Source organism: Furfurilactobacillus rossiae DSM 15814 (assembly GCF_000428925.1).
In the GTDB taxonomy this organism is placed as follows: Bacteria; Bacillota; Bacilli; order Lactobacillales; family Lactobacillaceae; genus Furfurilactobacillus; species Furfurilactobacillus rossiae.
Window position 1 is genome coordinate 72,227 of sequence record NZ_AUAW01000006.1, and the last position, 18,964, is coordinate 91,190.

Here is an 18,964-nt window from a genome sequence, read left to right on the forward strand (position 1 = left end):
CACTTATTTCGACTAAAAGTGGCGGTTTGTGTAAAAAAGCTAATTTACGTCCATCCGTCTTGTTTGACTATCCTGAAATTGCAACTTGATGCGAAAAACGAAAATGACCGAAAATCGTTATGATTTGTTTCATGAGAATTGTGCAAACGTCTGTGCTATCCTAGACCAATCTTTCAAATATCTTGATGTATAAGCAATTAGTCAATAACCAATTCTGACAATTGATGAGAGAAAAAACGGAATTTAATTATTTTCTCATAATATATTGGTTGTCGAGCTAATTGTGAACAGGTATGGTGTGAAGCATAGACCAATTGATATAAACATGTACTAAAGGCCTATATACTTAGATTGAAAAGGTGATACCAATGGACGAAACAAGAATTAATCAATTAGGTGTAGAACTTTATGCTGACGGTGCAGATATTGACCAAATGGTCGATGCCTACAAATCAGGTTTAGTGACTGGGTTTACAACCAATCCTTCTTTGATGAAGGCTGCCGGGGTTACGGACTATATTGAGTTTGCACATCAAGCTGTTGCAAGCATTCCTGATTTACCGATTTCATTTGAGGTATTCAGTGATGATTTTGGCGATATGGAAGAAGAAGCACATATTATCAGTCATTTCGGAACGCATGTGTATGTGAAAATTCCTGTCATGAATTCTTTAGGTGAATCGAGTATTCCGTTGATTCACAAATTGTCTCATGATGGCATTAAGGTTAACGCAACCGCCATTTTTACGGAAGAACAAGTTCGTAACGTACGCGATGCTCTTGATGAAACAACAGGCGGGATTGTTTCGGTCTTTGCAGGCCGGATTGCTGATACCGGTGTGGATCCACGCCCATTAATGTCTAAATATGCTGATATTGTTCACTTTAAGCCTAACTTGAAGCTGTTGTGGGCCAGTCAGCGAGAAGTTTACAACATTATGCAGGCGGCTCAAACGCATACAGATATCATTACTTGCACGCCGGATTCATTGAAAAAGCTGACGTTATTGGGCAAACCACTGGCTGAGTATTCATTAGACACAGTCAAACGTTTCAAGGCCGACAGCCAGGCACTTGGCTTTAAGATTTTGACTAAGTAGCCACCGACTTATAACTGTCATTAACTTGGACTACAACGCACGATTTGAGAAAATAACACGACGAAACGGTCATCACTATCTCTGGGAAAGGTAGTGATGACCGTTTTGTGTCCATTAAGGTGTAGCGTTAAAAGAATTCAGGAAAGTGAGCCTGAAGCTTGGCCGCCAAACGTTCACGGTGTTTGTACAGAGTCGGTCTGGAAACATGAAGTGACTTCGCAGCTTGACTAATGGTCATTTCTTCATCAAGCAAATGGCTTAGTAGCCTTTTTTCTGATGGTGTGCAAGTTGTGATCAGTCGATTAATAAAATCATGGTTTTCCATGTTGATCGCTGTTGCCTCCGTGTTTTGGAGCTGGTTGACTACAGTATCACTAAGTTCACTTTGATGGCTTAATCGACGAGTGCTAGCACGTAACCAGTCTAGCAGGCGCCAGTAGAGCCGTTGATAAGCATAGCGACGTAAGGCGTCGGCGTCTTGATCTCCGAAGGCATTCACATAGTCTTTAAATACCGCCACGTAGATGAGGCGACCTTCAGAAACAGCATCGTCAAAATTTGAATCTCCAGGGTGTACGTTAAGGCGTTTCAGAACACCATACAGAACACGGCTGTTACTTTCGTGTGTGATAAAGGTGAAGGCTTGCTGTGTTAATTGTTCATCTTCATTATGAATGGGCATGTAATTTCCTCGTTTGGTTTTGATTGTTGCCTTGTACACAGACACAGTCAAAACGATTATTTTTTTGCGTCGAAGGCCGTTGACGTAAAGGAGAATAACGTGCTGTTGAACAATAAACCATGCTGTAAATTCGGACTGAGCGAGTGCAAACAGAACACGTGAAATCGCTTCACGGTTTGGGCTAGACCAATGCATTTAAAACTGGCCTCTAAATCCGTTCAATCAATCTGTGGTTGCCATAATGATAGGCATTAAAGGCATGAAAGATTGTAAATTTACTAAACGGATATAAAGCGCTTAATTGTCACCGTGAAATTATTTTCTAAAATATTGTGGACAAATGTTCACGACTTCTGATATACTGATGTCAGACAAATGAAAGGGGTTTCATAAAATGACATTAACTGTTGCACAACTCGCAAAATACATGGACCACACAATGCTTAAACCAGAAGCAACTTCGGCAATGATTGATAAAACTATTGCGGAGGCTCGCGAATACAACACGGCTTCTGTATGTATCAATCCTTACTGGGTTGCCCGTGTTCATAAGGGGCTTGAGGGAACCGACATTGCCACTTGTACTGTAATTGGTTTCCCACTGGGAGCTTCAACGACCGCAACAAAAGTTTTTGAAACCAACGAGGCTATTGATAACGGTGCCGACGAAATTGACATGGTGATCAATATTGGCGAATTAAAATCTAATAACGATGAAGCCGTTTTGACAGATATTAAGGCGGTTGCAGAGGCAACTCATGACAAGGGTAAATTACTTAAGGTAATTATTGAAAACGCTTTATTAACGGATGAAGAAAAACGACGGGCTTCCGAGTTGACCGTTAAGGGTGGCGCTGATTTTGTTAAAACGTCGACTGGATTTTCCACCTCTGGCGCTAAGGCCGAAGACGTTCGTTTAATGCGTGAGGCAGTTGGTCCTGACTTTAAGATTAAGGCAGCTGGTGGCATGCACAGCTTGAAAGACACGTTAGCCATGATCGACGCAGGTGCCAATCGTTTAGGTGTCTCTGCATCAGTTGCAATCCTCGAAGAAGCAAAAGCACAACCGGCAACAGTTTAACAAGACACATTTTCGATAAAATGTAAGCGCTTGCCGAACGAAAAGGTTAAGTGATTTTAGATAACTGCGCATTAATATGAGCGTAAGCGAGACAGGAAAGGACTTTCAAAAATCATGGCATACAAACGAATTTTTGCAATTGTAATGGATTCAGTCGGTATTGGGGAGGCTCCAGACGCCGCAGACTTCGATGATGTGGGTGCTGATACACTTGGGCATGTCGGCGAATTTTATGCGGGAGATTTGGCACTGCCCAATTTAGGTAAGTTAGGCCTCAGCAACATTCGTCCCGGCAAGCCGATTCAGGGTGTACCAGTTGCTGATCAGGCCATTGGCGCATTCGGTAAGATGCGTGAAGTTTCTGCTGGTAAGGATAGCATGGACGGTCATTGGGAAATGATGGGGCTGCCTGTTAGAAAGCCTTTATCGACTTTTCCAAATGGATTTCCAGAAGAAATTATTAAAAAGCTGGAAGATTTCTCTGGCCGCCATGTAATTGTTAACAAGCCTTATTCGGGAACTGACGTTATTCATGATTACGGTGAACAACAGATGAAGACCGGCGAATTGATTGTTTATACGTCTGGAGATTCAGTGCTTCAAATTGCGGCCCATGAAGATGTTATTTCTGTTAAAGAACTGTACAAAATTTGTGAATATGCGCGTTCACTAGTTAACGGACCAGAATGGACAATTGGCCGGATTATTGCGCGTCCTTACGTTGGCCCTGACAAGGATCACTTTACTCGAACGGCTAACCGTCATGACTTCAGTCTAGAACCAATTGGCGAAACGGACATGGATCGCTTAAAGGCGGCTGGACTTGATGTGATTGGTGTGGGTAAAATTAATGACATTTTCTCCGGCCATGGCATTACCAAAGGCTACCACAATGAAAGTAACATGGACGGAATGGATCATGTGGATGAAGTTATGGCTAGTGATTTCCATGGCTTCTGCTTTACGAACCTAGTCGATTTTGACGCAATGTATGGTCACCGCCGTAATCCAAAGGGATTTGGTCAGGCTTTAATGGACTTTGACCAACGGTTGACCAAGGTATTGGCAAACTTAAAGGATGACGATTTGCTCATGATTACAGCTGATCACGGTAACGATCCTGGCTACCGCGGTACGGATCATACACGTGAATTCGTTCCTTTGCTGGCGTACTCACCATCTATGAAGCACGCTAATCAGTCATTGGGCATTCGCCCGACTTTTGCTGATATGGGCGCGACAGTATTGGAAAACTTTGGTGTGCAAGGGAATAGTGAAGGCACGAGTTTCTTGAGTGAAGTCAGCAATGGCGAAACGGTAAAGTAAACCTTTCGAATGAGGAGGATGCATAATGAGTACACATATTGGCGCCAACATGGGCGACTACGCTGATACAGTTTTGCTGCCAGGAGATCCACTGCGGGCAAAGTATATCGCTGAAAACTTTTTGACCAACGTAAAACAGGTAAATTCGGTTCGGAATGCTTTTGGTTACACTGGTGAATATAAAGGCCACCGTGTTTCCGTTCAAGGGTCAGGGATGGGGATTCCATCCATGTCCATTTACATTAATGAATTAGTTAAATTCTTTGGTGTGAAAACAATCATTCGGGTCGGCTCGTGTGGCGGTATGGCGCCGGATGTTCACTTACGGGACGTGCTGTTAGCATCGGGTTCAACAACGGACTCTGCCGTAACCGCGAATACATTTGGACCAGGCATTCATTATGCACCACTAGCTAACTTTGAACTGTTGGACACGGCTTTTCATGAAGCTCAGAAGATGGGCATTACGCCCAAAGTAGGTGACATTTTTGCCGCGGACCGTTTCTATAATGATGAACTAGACATGAAGAAGTTGGCTGATTATGGTGTTATTGGCACCGAAATGGAATCAGCAGGGTTATACTTATTGGGTGCCAAACTTCACTTCCGTGCACTGTCAGTGTTGACGGTCAGTGACTTAATCTTTGGCGAAGAAAAAACCACGGCGGAGGAACGCGAAAAAACGTTCAACGACATGATTAACATTTCGTTAGCAACAGCGATTGCTGGTAAGTAATACAACATTGAGTTTGAGATGTTTAGGAAGACATTGGTTAATCAATAAAGGGCGAATGGTTCGGCGATTTGCCAAATCATTCGCCCTTCGTTTATTGCCGGTATTGCACCCGTTTCTAGGGGCAACGTGACGTTAATTGCAATCGTGACAGAGATTCCGAAACCGTGGGACGAAAAGAGGAAATGTTCGTGGAAACAGATGATCAAAAAACGGCAGATAGCCTCAAAGCAGCGACCTTGTACTACCAAAATAATTGGAGTCAAGGCGAAATTGCAACCGAAATGAACATTTCACGTGCAACGGTTTCACGCTTATTGCAGTACGCAAGAAAGACTGGCTTGGTTAAAATTGAAATTGCGGCGCCGATGACACCAGTAGCTACGTTGACGGCGCAGCTCCAAGAAAAGTATCAGCTGACACATTTGCTAGTTGTGCCAACACAAGGGGCGGGTACTCCTGATTTATTGTCACGTGTTGGGAAAGCGGCTGCAGAATATATTGAATCAATTGTAACGACAGATGACATTATCGGACTTGGGTGGGGGAAAACCATTCATCAAGTTGCAAATCATTTGGATCCTAAGGATGTTAGCGGCATAACCGTTGTCCAGATGAAAGGTAGTGTGGCGAATACGCAGAGTAATAACTTTGCGTTTGAAAGCGTTAATACATTTGCCAACGCTTTTCATACTTTACCGCAGTACTTGCCACTGCCAGTGATTTTCGATCACCAACAAACAAAGGAATTAGTTGAACAGGATACACACATTAAACACATTATTGAACTGGGCAAAAAGGCTGATATTGCTGTTTTTACCGTTGGTACAGTTCGCGATTCAGCGTTGCTGTTTAAGCTGGGATACTTCACTCAAGCCGAACAAGCTTATTTACAAGACCATGCGGTTGGCGATGTATTTTCCCGCTTTATTAATGCCCAAGGTCAGTTGGTTGATACAAATATTGATCAGCGAACGATTGGCATTCCACTGGATGCGCTTGCCAATATTCCACACAGCGTGTTAGTTGCCGCTAATCCCGCCAAGGTACCTGCTGTACACGGCGCTGTTACAGCAGGTTATGCGAACACGTTGATTATTGATCAAGGAAGCGCAACTCAGCTATTAAATTATGACCCAGTTCACTAAGTGATGGAGGTCAGTAACCATGAGAATGGTCGACGTAATTGATACGAAACGTAATGGTGGGGAACTAACCACCGAACAAATTGAATTTTTTATTAACGGATATACAAAAGGTGACATTCCGGACTATCAGGTTAGTGCGCTATTAATGGCGATTTATCTAAAAGGAATGACAAAGCAAGAAACGGCCACCATGACAATGACGATGTTGCATTCGGGCGATCAGTTGGATTTGAGTGAAATTCCTGGCGTCAAGGTGGACAAACATTCGACCGGTGGTGTTGGTGACAAGACCAGTATTCCATTAGCGCCTTTGGTAGCCTCGGTTGGTATTCCGGTTCCAATGATTTCTGGGCGCGGTCTTGGTCATACAGGTGGCACGTTGGATAAGTTGGAGGCCATTCCTGGTTTAAAGGTTGAAATTAGTGAAGCGTCATTTAAGCAGCAGTTGCGCGATGTTGGCTGTGCCATTGTCGGTGCAACTGGAAACATTGCCCCAGCAGACAAGAAGATTTACGCATTACGGGATGTAACCGATACGGTTGATTCCATTCCGCTGATTGCTGGCTCAATTATGAGTAAAAAAATTGCTAGTGGAACAGATGCCTTAGTTTTGGATGTTAAAACGGGTAGCGGTGCTTTTATGAAAACAGAGGCAGATTCAGTTGCGTTAGCCAAAGAACTAGTCGGCATTGGTAAAAGTGTTGGTATGAATGCAATGGCGGTTATTTCCGACATGAATCAGCCATTAGGAAATGCCATTGGTAACGCCTTGGAAATTGAAGAGTCAATTGCATTATTAAAGGGCAATGGCCCAGCTGATTTGCTTGATTTGGTATTAACAATTGGCAGTCAAATGGTTGTCATGGCAAATAAAGCAACCGATCTAGATGCTGCCAGAAAAATGCTACAGCAGCATATTGATGATGGCTCCGCTTTGACTAAGTTCAAAGAAATGATCATCGCTCAGGGTGGTGACGGTCGCGTGATTGAAAACCCAACAATGATGCCTCAGGCAACCTATCAAATGCCGATATTGGCGGCTCGTGATGGCGTTATCACCAAAATGAAGGCAGATGAAATGGGCATTGCTGCGATGATGCTTGGTGGTGGACGGCAGAAGAAGGATGATCAATTAGATTATGCTGTCGGTTTGACGTTGTCCAAAAAGGTTGGTGACGAAGTTCATCAAGGTGACACGATTTTGACAATTCACAGTAACCGAGAGGATGTTAGCGATGTTCAGCAATTGATTGAAGCAAATATTTCAATTGGTGATGAGGCGCAGCCATTGACACTCATCCACGAGGTTATCGATTAAAGTTTGGGGTTAGAGCAAGTTACCGTGTACTCAAGTGACATTTGAACTTAAGCTTGATACAGGTGAGTGTCTTGGGCCAGCGGTGCCGTCCTTGTATTGAAGAAGGCATGGTGAGTTTTGGGTCACGCGCTTGAATCTGCATGCGATTATTGCTAAACTACTTTAGAAAATAACTGTCCGACAGTGAGCGGACCTTTTTTGGAGGCAGGACCATGATGTTTTTGACGAATCTTTTTTTCGAACAACAAGTTAAGGGCATCGTGGCCCCTCAGTCATTTTCCGCAAATATTGTTAATTATAAGCGTTACTGACACTAATGTGTTGGTAGCGCTTTTTCTTAACAGCAAACGGAGGAAGAGACATGAAGCAAACAGCATCAGAAGCATCACACAGTATGAGTTTTTGGGATCAGACGGCGACATGGATTGGAGCCAATGCCAACAACGGCACCTGGTATGTTGGTGGTGTATTAGCTGCACTAGGACTGGGTGGGGCGATGAAAGTATTAATGATCACCGGTCCGGTCGCTTACCTGCTACTGGCTCTAGTCGGGTATATGGGGTTTCAAACGCGACGCTCTACAATGGCTTTGATGAATGTTTCGTTTGGTCGTTGGGGTAGCGTTGGACCGTCATTAGTCAATGTGGTTCAGTTTATGGGCTGGGCTGCGGTAAACACATTTATTGCAGCCGGTTCTATTAGTTATTTGCTTCATGATTTACTGGGCTGGCCAGTTTTTGGTCAACGTGGCGGGTTAAAAGGTATTATCTTTGGTATTTTGATGATGTCAATCTTGCATCTGATTAGTATTTCGCTCGGTCAACGGTCTGTGCGGATTATTGAGCGTGTTGGAATTGTGTTGGTAATTTTACTGGTATTGTGGGAAACATGGGCGGTTTTTCAAACCGTATCGTTGAATCAGTTGACTCAGTGGCAAGTGCCAGTTAAGTTCCATTTGCCAACCGGTAACGCAATTGATACGTTAGCGGCGTTTAACCTCGCTTGGGTGACTGCTGGTGCTGATTTCACCAAGTTTGCTAAGAATAAGACGGCTGCCACAGTAGCGCCGTTTATTGGCGGCACAGTGGGACTGTTCTGGTTTGCTCTCGTCGGCATCATTGCTACCATTGGTGCAGCGGTAACACTTCATAGATTTGATCCCAATGCATCGGACCCGAGTACAGTGGCTTCACGGCTTGGTTTAGGTATTTTGGCAATGATTGTGATTGTATTGACGAGTACTACTGCAAACGCAGTTAATCTAATGGCTGCCGGAACGGCATTGACTAACATTTTTAAACGACTTCGACTTACACCAGCTTTATGGCTAGTAACGGTGTTGGCGACGCTGATGACATTGATTCCTTTGTGGTCTAACAGCTTTTTGGGTGTGTTCACGATGTTTTTGGATTATGTGGGCATGATCTTAGGACCGGAGATTGCCATTATTTTAGTCGATTATTATCTTATCCACGGCGCACACTATACTGATAATATGTTTGCTAACGCACCAAGGGTGAACTGGTTAGCCTACGTAAACTGGGGCTTAGGAATATTGAGTTATTTCTTGTTACGACAAGTCGGTTCGGTAACAAACACAGTCGGTGCAACGGTATTTGCAATGCTCATTACAGCTAGTCTACATTTGGTACTGAGCCGATTAACGGTAAAATTAAGGAATACGGTACCTGAAAATAATTAAATAAATATCGAGGGTGCGGCGACTTCTATTTTTAAAGGTCGTTGATAATATATAATCCGTTTACAAACGTTAAACGCGACATATTCATGATGATAACGTCATTAATATGTCGTGTTTATTTTTTTGCTGAAACGGTACTTTTGTGAGTTTATTGCCGTCTAATGAATTGCATTAATGAAAATTAATCGTTATTCTACCGATACATTATTTTTAAGGGGATCAAGAATGAGCCAGCCACAATTTTCAACCGCCAGTTTGCGCGATCAAACAATCGATTTACGAGTATCAACATTTATTAATCATTTATGGACCACACAAGAAACTATTGCGGACTTCGAAATCAGTTTAACAACGACCTTGCTGGTTTTACCTGTGACCGTGAAGCAAAAACGACTAACGTTGATTCTGGATTATCGTCTGGGACCATTATTGGTGCGCCGACCGTGTGGCACGCTGATGCGAGAATTGATGGCTAAAAACAGTCGGACTCGCCAACAAATGGCGATTGCCCATCACTTTTTGGGGCAGCAACATTACACACCTTACGTAAACGGTAAATATGGTTTTGTACCAACCGCGGGATCGACGATGCGAGAGACTGGATGGTTAGGATTTTACAAATTAGTTCAGGTTCGTCGCTTGACCCATGAAACCTTGCTGATTTTTAAAAATAACATGAAGCTCATTTTACCGTTGTCACATTATTTTATGCTGCAACGATTAAGAGATGCGGCGACGATTATTCAATTGCAGAAGGAGCAATTGGAATTGATGGTTGAAAATAGTGGTTTTGATCGGTGTCGACCGAATTTTACCAATAAGTTGGCACAAGTATTAGGAATGCGGCCTGAACAAGTTTTACATGACGAAACAGAATTTTATGCTCACACGGTTGAAGTTTTAATGGTAGCAGGGTTAGAGGATTTTCTAGTGGATGGCTACGATGCCGTGCTTAATTTAGACCGTGAAACGATTGCAAAAGAAGCACGCCAGTTTTTAAGGGGACATGGGCATTTAATTGTACCGAAAACACGTCACTTTGTGTCAGATAAGGACGACGAGATAAACTAGTTTTTCTATGAAAGCGGATTCCGTAGCGTTATGATAAAGACAACAAAACAACACAAAGAGAGGCTTTCGCAATGAGTTTTACGACACCGATCACGAAGCAAGAACAACAGGTCTTTCATGACTACCAGATTCCTGTACATGATCCACTGAGTGTATTCGACAGTTTAAAACAAGTTCCTAATATGACAGGAAATTTTGAGGGCAGTGATGTTGACTTGAACGATTTACTGTCAGACTATGTCGCCGTTCAGTTAGATTTTAACCGTTTAGTGGACACCATTAACCAGGAGTGGTGGTCGCAGCTACAAACATGGCATAAGTTAACTGGGGATCGTTTATCAGCTAACACGAAAGCACATGCTGATCAGTTCGGTCCGTTTGAACAGGAACGGGTTCAGTTAGCAAAACAGGCGGAGCAAGGGTTCCCTCAAGAGCTACTTAATAAGCCACGTAGTGAATGGCGGTCTCAAGATCTGTTTGGCTATGATTACATTATGTTCCAGGTTGATTTAAAGTGGGAATTCTTTAACATCATGGAAATCCTGGCTAACATTAATCCTGATGTAAACATTGAAACAGTCGCAACTGAAATTCAGGCCAAGCTTGCGCCAAAGCATGGGCCAAAAGAACGCAAAGTTGACATGAACCAACCGCAATCGGATGATCCGGATAATAATGATGCTAGCAACGCCAATGGATCCTCACGAAAGGGGTAAAAATAATGCAGTATGTGACACCGTTAAGTCAGGCGGATAAGAAACGGTTTCACCAACGCAAGGTGACTGTTGACGCTCCACTTGCAAACGTAAAGAACTTAATGGATCAGCATTTGACGGGGCTGATTAGTGGTCGTCAATTTGATTTATTATCATTTCTCAATAACGTGTTCGCTTGTCAGTTACAAACGTTTGCCCTTACGGAAAACTATAACCTGTTAGAACAACGCGAAAATGAAGATAATTTAAAGCAATTTTCCGAGAACAGCCAAGCATTACATCAGCAGTTAGCATCGTTAATGGACAAAGAGTCTTCACTGCTCAAGGACTATGAGTTGCTTCACGAGCAGGTACGCGCCAATTACTATGCGGCCGAACCGGACGATTTGGCCAGCAAACAATTGAACGGAACAGCGACTAACTTAGAACTAGCCTTTCATGCTCTGCTCGGAATGAGTGCTGACACGCAGTGGTTAATGGAAGTGGGGATGCAAACACTACGATTGCTTAATCCGGCGTTAACGACCACCATGATTCAACAAATCAGTGCCAGTATCATGATGCTGGTAGAACAAAGTGATGATGTAGAGTAGTGAAAAACATTTATTCCAAGCATAGCGTAAATGTTCTAGTGTGGAAAAAGTGTGTTTATTTGAAATAGCATCAAAACACCTCCTGACAATTGTGTATGCCCAGCCGTTGGTTGGCCCCGCACGATTGTCAGAAGGTGTTTTTAATCTTCATTCAATATCAGAAAGTTCATCGCTTTTGGATTCGCGTAGGAGCATAGTAGTTAGCTCTTGAACCCGAACACTTCTAGGCAAAAATACTCTGATGTCATCTTGTGAAAAACCAGTTTGCAGGATGTGAAGGTGGTCGTCATAAATGATTGGAAAATGTAAAAGACGGATATTTTCAATCATGGCTGTTAACAATGCTTGTAAAGACATTGCTTCAGGATCATGATTTTTGATAAACGCAGCGTAAGCGAGTGACTGAAAGGAAAGCAAATCATCAACACCATTTTCGGAGGCCATTAAAAATTGCTTCAATTCGTCAATCGTCAATTCTGGTTGGTCTACATGGACACGTTGCTCAGTGAAAGCAACATCATGTTGGGTTAACCAACGGACAGCCTGACGAGAGGGTAAGTTTGACGGGATAGTGTAGATTTTAATCATGATTTTCATCTCCATTTATATTGCAATTAATGTTTCTAGCATGAGTATAAATAGTTATTTTTTTGAATAACAATATTTATGTTAAGTTGTAAATTCGCCGAACAAACACAAAAGTCAGTTGATTTATTGTCGGTATGAAGGTGAACAAAATGCATTCTCACGCGGATCAGCACACTTTATAGAGAGTGAATATGCTATGATATTCGTAACAAAAAAACTTATGATTTAACCGAATTTATGGAGGTTGAAAAGTAAAAATGGCAAAGCGGGTAACGATTAAAGACGTCGCAAAGGCTGTTGGACTGTCGATTACGACGGTTTCCCAAATTCTCAATGGGAAGGGCGAACGTTTTCCAGCCGCAACACAAGAAAAAGTGATGAAAATTAGGGATCAGTTAGGATACGTTCCTAACTTTAATGCTCGTAATCTAATCAGTCATTCAATGAAAACGGTTGGAATTATCGTGCCCAATTTAGTCAATCCCTTCTTCGCCATGTTCTTGCGAGGCATTCAGGATGCAATGTATGAGCACGAATGCGTGCCAATGATTTTAAGCGCGGACCGCAACGAAAAATTGGAACATTATTATCTACGGACACTAGTTGAACGTGGTGTGGACGCGATGATTATCGCTAGCTCCGCCGTCGGTAATGAGGAGCTGAATGGACTGCTTAAGAGTAACCGTGTGCCCTATTTGTTGTTTGATCAAAATGATCCTATTAATGAAGGTGATCGCATTATCGTCGATGATGAACGAGGCGGGGAATTAGCTGCTACTCACTTAATCGAGTCTGGTCATCATAAGATTGCGGTGGTGTTGCCGGACCGACCCTCACAAAATGTGCGGTTGCGGATGGCTGGTTATCGAAGCGCCTTAGTTCGTCATGGTATTTCGGTTGATGACAGTTTGATATTTTCAACTGAGCTGTCTAAGGCAGGCGGCTGGGCTGTTGCCAACCAAGTGATTGATTCAGGGGCTACCGCCGTATTTTGTGCCAATGATGAAATGGCCCTAGGATTGATGCGCGGTATTGAGACCGTTGGTAAGAATGTGCCACAGGATTTGTCCGTTGTCGGCTATGATGACATTGATTTGGATGACTATATGGCGCCGCGTTTGACGACCATTCACCAGCCTGTTTATGACATGGGGACATGGGCGAGCCAGATGATTATGAATCGTCTCCGGGATCCGGAGCACGCACCACAGTTGAAAGTGGTTGATGTTTCGTTAGTCAAACGTGATTCGGTACGGAAAATATAGATAAGATAATAAAAGGATTGAAATGATCGGCAGAGTCACACTGCGATCATTTCAATCCTTTTTTGATACCATGTTTATTAACGGACAAATTTTAATTCCACATGCGCGCCAACGCTGTCAGCGATTTGTTGTAAGGTTTCCAATCGTGGATTCATAATGCCGGTCTCAATACGAACAATCGTTGATTTGGCTAATCCGGCCCTTTGAGCCAGTTTAGCCTGAGTATAACCAAGTTCATGGCGAAACTCGTATAAAGCAATTGCTGCATTGCCTGCGCTGACAGTCTGATCATAAGTTTTTTGAAATTTTGGTTGTTTTAGTTCTTGTTGAATGACGTCATCCATGGTCTCTGGCTTATTCTTGATCATTAGTGTTTCTCCTTAAATATTTTTCACGTATACGTTTGGCACTATCAATTTGTCTTCGCGGTGTTTTATTACTTTTCTTTGTAAAACCAAGGGTAATAAAATAATTATTTCATTTAATGTGAAAATAAATGGCACGTTGTATGTTGCTAGATTGAATTGACCTAATCTCGAACAAATTGTCCTCAATCTTTTTGACCCACAGTTGTCGAATAGCGATATGCAGCTCATGTGACTCTATTAACGAAATTGTTCCGATCAATTTCGCACGATCTTTATCCGGAAGATCGTGCAAAAACTTTAAGAAACGGTCACTGGGAATAAATTTTGGCTTTGTATTCATCCAATAAAGTAGCATTAACGCCACTTTTTTTTCAACTCCTTTACATTATGACCTAGGTTTTGGACAGCAAGGATTGCTTGTTGGTCCGTCTAACCTAAACTTATGTAAAGGGGAAGGTTTTCATTTTTCTTAAAGCCAGTTTTTAGCTATTTTTAATGCTGGGTGCGACACGGCAGAACAATGTGATTAATAGTCAAACTTCATTTGTAGAAAATCAGTAATCACGGTATTTGCGGTTGCTTGCTTATTAATTTGCGCGACGACACTGAGATTTAATTCGTTGATGGGCAAAGGGATAGCGGCGACGTCTGTCGTTAATTTGGCGGATTCAACAAGTGAATTTGGTACGATAGCGGCGCCCATGCCCTTAGCAGCTAATCGTTCAGCTGTGATTAAATTAGCAGTGGTAAATGTTCGCCATGGATGAATATTATGAGCGGCAAGATATCCTGAAATAATTCGCTGAAAGCCGGAATCACCGCGTTCAATGATGAGTTCCTGGCGAGCAAAGTTAAATAATATGTCCTCTAAATGTGCACTTACATCCTTGGTACCAATGTTTTCGACTGCGTTTTTCGACATTACTAAGGTACATCCTTCTGAGTAGAGCGGAATGTGCGTGATTTCAGGTTGTGGTGTCGGTGCCACACCAAAATAGATGTCAAGTTGATTGCTAGTTAACGCCTGCTCGCCTTGTTCAGGAGCTAATTCGTGTAACTCTAATGTGACTTCAGGATGGAGGCGATGAAAGGCCGGTAAAAGATTTGGCAACAGGATTGAGCCTAATGATTGGGTGACCCCTAAACGTAAAGTAGCATGCGCCTCTGTTTTGAAGGCTTGCAAGTTGGTCACGACACGATCGACTTCGTTCATCAGGACGCCCATTTGATTGAGATAATAATTGCCTGCTGCTGTTAACGACAGGGGATGGGTACGCCGATCCACCAACCGAACGCCAAGTTCATTTTCAAATCGCTTGAGTTGCTTGCTGACGTTTGGTTGGGTGAGGTACATGGCATTCGCAGTATCAGAAATGCTGCCTGTTGTCTGCAACGAACTGAGAATATGTAATAACTGCTGGTTCTGATTCATGGTTGTCATCGATAAGCCTCCAAACATTATGCCATTTTAGGCATATCATCTCACTTAAAAAGATATTTCACAATCGACAAAAAAACAGTAACAATGAGGTTGGGTAGTTTGAATCAAACAGGATTGTTACGATTTTATGCTCACTATTAAACAAACTATTGAATGATCTTTTTATCCGAATAAAAAATGGAGGCAACACAATGGTAAAGACAAATTGGGCACGCACCTATGATGTAGTTGTGATTGGATTCGGAGCGGCTGGTGCCACAGCTAGTAGGTTTGCGGCAGATAACGGTGCCAAGGTTCTATTAATAGATGCCGCGCCGCTGGGCCACGAAGGCGGTAACACACGGTACGCTGGTCAAGTTGTTCTAACTGGTCATGATCGAGCTAAAACAAAGGCCTACTTTAAGCAACTGTTTAACGGCATTAACATCGACGATGAAATGCTGTCCACGTATGTTGACGGTATTAATCAGATTCCAGAATACATGCACGAGTATCTCGATGTTGAGGAACCAGTTAGTTACAACAAGACGCATCGTGATCCGGGTTGGCAAGATTTTGCTCATGGATTGTCACCCGAATACCCAGAGTTTGATGGCGCTGATGCAATTGATTTAACGACAGTTCATGACGGTTTCTTTGATGCCACGCTGTGGAAGAATTTGCGTAAACACGTGACTGACCGATCCGACAAGATTGATGTTTGGCTTGAAAGTCCAGCACTGCGTTTGATTCAAGATGCTGACACAAAGACGATTACTGGTGTTGCAGTCAAACGCAATGGTCACGAGGTGAATATTGCTGCGCGTAACGGTGTTGTGATGGCGATGGGCGGATTTGAAAACAATAATGATGATATTCAAAACTTTATCGGTGTTCCAAAGCTAAAAGTTATTGGAACCTTATACAACAAGGGTGACGGTATTCGGATGGCGCAAGCGGTTGGGGCTAGTTTCTGGCACATGCACAGTTATGAGGGGTATGGCTTCGATACCGGTTTTACGTTTGAAAATCCAAGCGAAGAACGTGGAAAGTTCATTCTTGGTGCTTGGCCAGAGTTATCGCATGGCAGTATTTTCATTGCTGCCGATGATGGTAGCCGGTATGTGCGCGAGGATGAGAATGGCCGTCATGGTCATGCTTATGAGCACGGTCAATGGCATAACCCGACCGTGTATGCACATCCACATTTAATTTTCGATCAAGCGCAATACAATGCCATCAAAGAGCAGGGCGAGTTGCCATATCCTGACTTCTTTAAGTTGGTTATTAAAGCAAACTCAATTGAAGAGCTTGCGGAGAAGATTCAGGCTGATCCTAAAGTGTTGTCGCAAACGGTGGCTTCCTTTAATCGCTTTGCCGTTGCAGGTCGTGATGATCAATTGGGTCGTGCCGCTGATAGCATGCGTGCATTACATGACGGACCATATTATGCCGTTGAACTGGCCACTGCAATGCTCAATACCCAGGGTGGTGCCAAACGAAATGCCAAGGCTGAGGTTTTAAACGCTGAAGGCGAGCCGATCCCGCACCTTTATTCAGCTGGTGAGTTTGGTGGTATCAATGCGAACCAGTATAACGGTGGCGGAAATTTGGCCGAGTGTTTAATTTTCGGCAAGATTGCGGGTGAAAATGCAGCTGCATCAAAGCAGGAGAAGGTTAGTGATTCTGACCAGACGCCTACAGATGCGGACACGCCTGCTTCCATTCATGAAGATTCTGAGATTGACCTTGGTGGCAACGATTTGGTGGATAATGCTACCAACTACACGGTTGGTGAGAACCAGTATTTGGGCAGTGCTAACAACGGTATTGGTGGTCAAATCGTGGTTCGGGTAACTTATGCGGATCAACACATTAAAAATGTCGAAGTGCTTCAGGAAAGTGAAAGTGAAGACGTTGGTCGTAAAGCCGTGGAGGAGATTCCACGCGAAATCGTCGCACAAAACACGGCTGACGTTGATGCTGTTTCCGGTGCTTCATCATCCAGCCGGGCTGTTAAGACCGCGGTTAAGGATGCGTTGAGTAAGGTTAAGTAATTTTTTTCTCGCAGTAAACGTGATCTAAACTCATTTTAAACGAATAAGTATGACCGATATGGTGTGATGCAGCTTAATAATTAGGCTTAAATAAAACAAGCATTACTGTCTAATTTTTGGAATAGGGTTCTAATTAACCATTTTGCTTTTAATCTTTACTAATGCAAAAAAACTCATGGCGTGAAATCATGCCATGAGTTTTTTTGACAGATCATTGTAAAGGGCACTTTTGCTTTGACCGCAGTATTACGATGACGTATGTGTCAAAATATTTTTTGGATCAATTCCTAAATTGTTGCAAAATGTCTCTTCCCTTTCGCTGGTCCAGCGGCTATGCTTTCAACCACTGGCTATGTAACATCTAAAGATTGGTGGAAACTGAGTGCCATTTTTGGGGTTATGTTCAACGTCATTTGGCTTGGCGGTGGTTTACTTTGGACTAAAGTAATTGGTTTTTGGTAGAACAAAATAAAACGTATATTAAAATTGACTCACTAGAAATATGATCGATTTCTAGTGGGTCAATTTTTGTACTTAAATGTTCATTTTAAAACGGAACTTAGTGTCCTTTTTTGACCTAAATCAAAGTTACTAGTACTCAGTTGAAAACGAAGTAGTGGAATGAAAAATCAGACAAATTCGTCTGGACTGATATTGAATCCTTCATCAAGTTCACTACCGCTATGTGCGGTCACGTATTCTTTATCAGTGAAGGGATTGTGTCCTTCCGGTAAGTAAATAACGGCACCGTCACGTCCTTGTAGAACGTCAAAGGTATCATTTTTCGGATGAATATCGAATGGCAAGGGCAAAAAGTTTGTGAGTCGATGGTTTGAATCTTAACTGTTCTCATTAATTTGACCTTTCTCGTGTATGCTTGAGGTATCAACCATTACCACCATAAATTTAGCATAATCTAGTTCCAAATAATAATATTTGCGTTGGTTTGTAGAAAAGTGGAGTTGACGCAAAACAAAGTTTCGTGGCAGCATGACTTAGTGAGCGGTTTTTGGTCACTTAGTCATGCAGGACGAGCTTCGAGACTTTGGGCTTTAAGGCTCGAAGGCGAGGTTGAAGACTGCGTAGCAGGCTGAGACCGGTCCCACTGAAACGTCGTTTTGGGTCGACGCAACGTGCTACACAATCAAGTTAACGTTTGAGCGGTAACAATTGTGATGCAGGAAGTGAACACAGACTAGTAAAATTAATTCAAGAAAACCCTTGAAAGCCTTTCCAAACTATGATATATTTTTCACATTGATTTTCAATAAAACGTTTTACTAAAAACGGTGAGCTTTCAAGGCTCACTTAAAATTATTTAAGTAAAACGTTTTACCAATACAAACGTTATTCAAACCGAAGGGAGCAACAAAATGAAGAAGACAACAGTAATTAACTCAGATCTATCGCGTGTGATTTCCAATATGGGTCACATGGATTGGTTATCAATCGGGGATGCGGGCATGCCGGTACCCGCAGGAACAGAGAAAATTGACCTTGCAGTTACCAAACAATTGCCAAGTTTTATCGACGTTCTAAAGAATGTTTTAGCTGAATTAGAAGTACAACACATTTATTTGGCAGAAGAAATTAAAACAGTTAATCCAGAACAATTGACAGCCATTAAGCAATTGTTACCTGACACACCAATTACGTTTGTACCGCACAGCGAATTGAAAAAAGATCTCAGCAAGACACACGCCTTTGTTCGCACAGGGGAAATGACGGCGTACTCAAACATCATTTTGGAGAGTGGCGTGACATTCTAACGGTCAGCCATCATTTTATAGGAGCAT

The 18,964-nt window shown here is 42.7% G+C and carries 17 protein-coding genes and 1 pseudogene; 13 read left to right on the forward strand and 5 right to left on the reverse strand.

Annotated elements, in window-relative coordinates:
- The first annotated feature begins 368 nt into the window (after nt 1-368).
- Entirely contained in the window at nt 369-1,100 is a 732-nt protein-coding gene (locus G400_RS0105215) for a transaldolase (RefSeq protein ID WP_017262851.1), read from the forward strand.
- Nucleotides 1,101-1,227: 127 nt separating this feature from the next.
- Here the strand turns inward: G400_RS0105215 and G400_RS0105220 are convergent, their stop codons facing one another.
- Nucleotides 1,228-1,977: a sigma-70 family RNA polymerase sigma factor gene (locus tag G400_RS0105220; protein ID WP_017262852.1), complete on the reverse strand. Its 750-nt coding sequence runs from the start codon at nt 1,975-1,977 to the stop codon at nt 1,228-1,230.
- 199 nt (nt 1,978-2,176) lie between these two features.
- Here G400_RS0105220 and deoC point away from each other — a divergent pair, with 199 nt between their 5' ends.
- From deoC to G400_RS0105270, 9 genes are all read left to right on the forward strand, one after another.
- Entirely contained in the window at nt 2,177-2,863 is a 687-nt protein-coding gene (deoC, locus tag G400_RS0105225) for a deoxyribose-phosphate aldolase (RefSeq protein WP_017262853.1), read from the forward strand.
- Nucleotides 2,864-2,977: 114 nt separating this feature from the next.
- Nucleotides 2,978-4,189 (forward strand): phosphopentomutase, encoded by a 1,212-nt coding sequence (locus G400_RS0105230; protein ID WP_017262854.1) that lies wholly within the window; start codon nt 2,978-2,980, stop codon nt 4,187-4,189.
- 25 nt (nt 4,190-4,214) lie between these two features.
- On the forward strand, nt 4,215-4,925 hold the full coding sequence (gene deoD, locus G400_RS0105235) for a purine-nucleoside phosphorylase (protein ID WP_017262855.1): 711 nt from the start codon (nt 4,215-4,217) through the stop codon (nt 4,923-4,925).
- Nucleotides 4,926-5,107: 182 nt separating this feature from the next.
- The gene (locus G400_RS0105240; protein WP_042655456.1) at nt 5,108-6,070 is read left to right on the forward strand and encodes a sugar-binding transcriptional regulator; all 963 of its coding nucleotides are present in this window, start codon (nt 5,108-5,110) and stop codon (nt 6,068-6,070) included.
- 19 nt (nt 6,071-6,089) lie between these two features.
- Entirely contained in the window at nt 6,090-7,388 is a 1,299-nt protein-coding gene (locus G400_RS0105245) for a pyrimidine-nucleoside phosphorylase (RefSeq protein ID WP_017262857.1), read from the forward strand.
- Nucleotides 7,389-7,749: 361 nt separating this feature from the next.
- Entirely contained in the window at nt 7,750-9,090 is a 1,341-nt protein-coding gene (locus tag G400_RS14545; protein ID WP_017262859.1) for a cytosine permease, read from the forward strand.
- A gap of 225 nt (nt 9,091-9,315) precedes the next feature.
- Complete coding sequence (locus tag G400_RS0105260) at nt 9,316-10,161, forward strand: competence protein ComK (RefSeq protein WP_017262860.1); 846 nt, start codon at nt 9,316-9,318, stop codon at nt 10,159-10,161.
- Between the two features lie 71 nt (nt 10,162-10,232).
- Nucleotides 10,233-10,877, forward strand: a complete 645-nt coding sequence (locus G400_RS0105265; protein WP_017262861.1) for a hypothetical protein — start codon at nt 10,233-10,235, stop codon at nt 10,875-10,877.
- Nucleotides 10,878-10,882: 5 nt separating this feature from the next.
- A complete protein-coding gene (locus G400_RS0105270) occupies nt 10,883-11,470 on the forward strand; it encodes a hypothetical protein (protein WP_017262862.1) in 588 nt (195 codons plus the stop codon).
- Nucleotides 11,471-11,617: 147 nt separating this feature from the next.
- Here the strand turns inward: G400_RS0105270 and G400_RS14550 are convergent, their stop codons facing one another.
- Nucleotides 11,618-12,058: an ArsC/Spx/MgsR family protein gene (locus tag G400_RS14550; RefSeq protein ID WP_017262863.1), complete on the reverse strand. Its 441-nt coding sequence runs from the start codon at nt 12,056-12,058 to the stop codon at nt 11,618-11,620.
- Between the two features lie 257 nt (nt 12,059-12,315).
- Between G400_RS14550 and rbsR the strand changes: the two genes are divergently transcribed.
- Nucleotides 12,316-13,323, forward strand: coding sequence for a ribose utilization transcriptional repressor RbsR (rbsR, locus tag G400_RS0105280; protein WP_017262864.1), 1,008 nt, complete (start codon nt 12,316-12,318; stop codon nt 13,321-13,323).
- Between the two features lie 77 nt (nt 13,324-13,400).
- Here rbsR and G400_RS0105285 read toward each other — a convergent pair whose 3' ends face one another.
- The 3 genes and pseudogenes from G400_RS0105285 to G400_RS0105295 form a co-directional block, all read right to left on the reverse strand.
- On the reverse strand, nt 13,401-13,691 hold the full coding sequence (locus tag G400_RS0105285; RefSeq protein WP_017262865.1) for a helix-turn-helix transcriptional regulator: 291 nt from the start codon (nt 13,689-13,691) through the stop codon (nt 13,401-13,403).
- Nucleotides 13,678-14,031: pseudogene (locus tag G400_RS16630) on the reverse strand (type II toxin-antitoxin system RelE/ParE family toxin). The gene G400_RS0105285 and the pseudogene G400_RS16630 overlap by 14 nt, the downstream one beginning before the upstream one ends.
- A gap of 186 nt (nt 14,032-14,217) precedes the next feature.
- Nucleotides 14,218-15,132 (reverse strand): LysR family transcriptional regulator, encoded by a 915-nt coding sequence (locus G400_RS0105295; protein ID WP_017262867.1) that lies wholly within the window; start codon nt 15,130-15,132, stop codon nt 14,218-14,220.
- A 191-nt stretch (nt 15,133-15,323) separates the two neighbouring features.
- Between G400_RS0105295 and G400_RS0105300 the strand changes: the two genes are divergently transcribed.
- Nucleotides 15,324-17,168, forward strand: coding sequence for an FAD-binding protein (locus G400_RS0105300; protein ID WP_017262868.1), 1,845 nt, complete (start codon nt 15,324-15,326; stop codon nt 17,166-17,168).
- 1,373 nt (nt 17,169-18,541) lie between these two features.
- The gene (rbsD, locus tag G400_RS0105305) at nt 18,542-18,937 is read left to right on the forward strand and encodes a D-ribose pyranase (protein ID WP_017262869.1); all 396 of its coding nucleotides are present in this window, start codon (nt 18,542-18,544) and stop codon (nt 18,935-18,937) included.
- Nucleotides 18,938-18,964 lie beyond the last annotated feature (27 nt).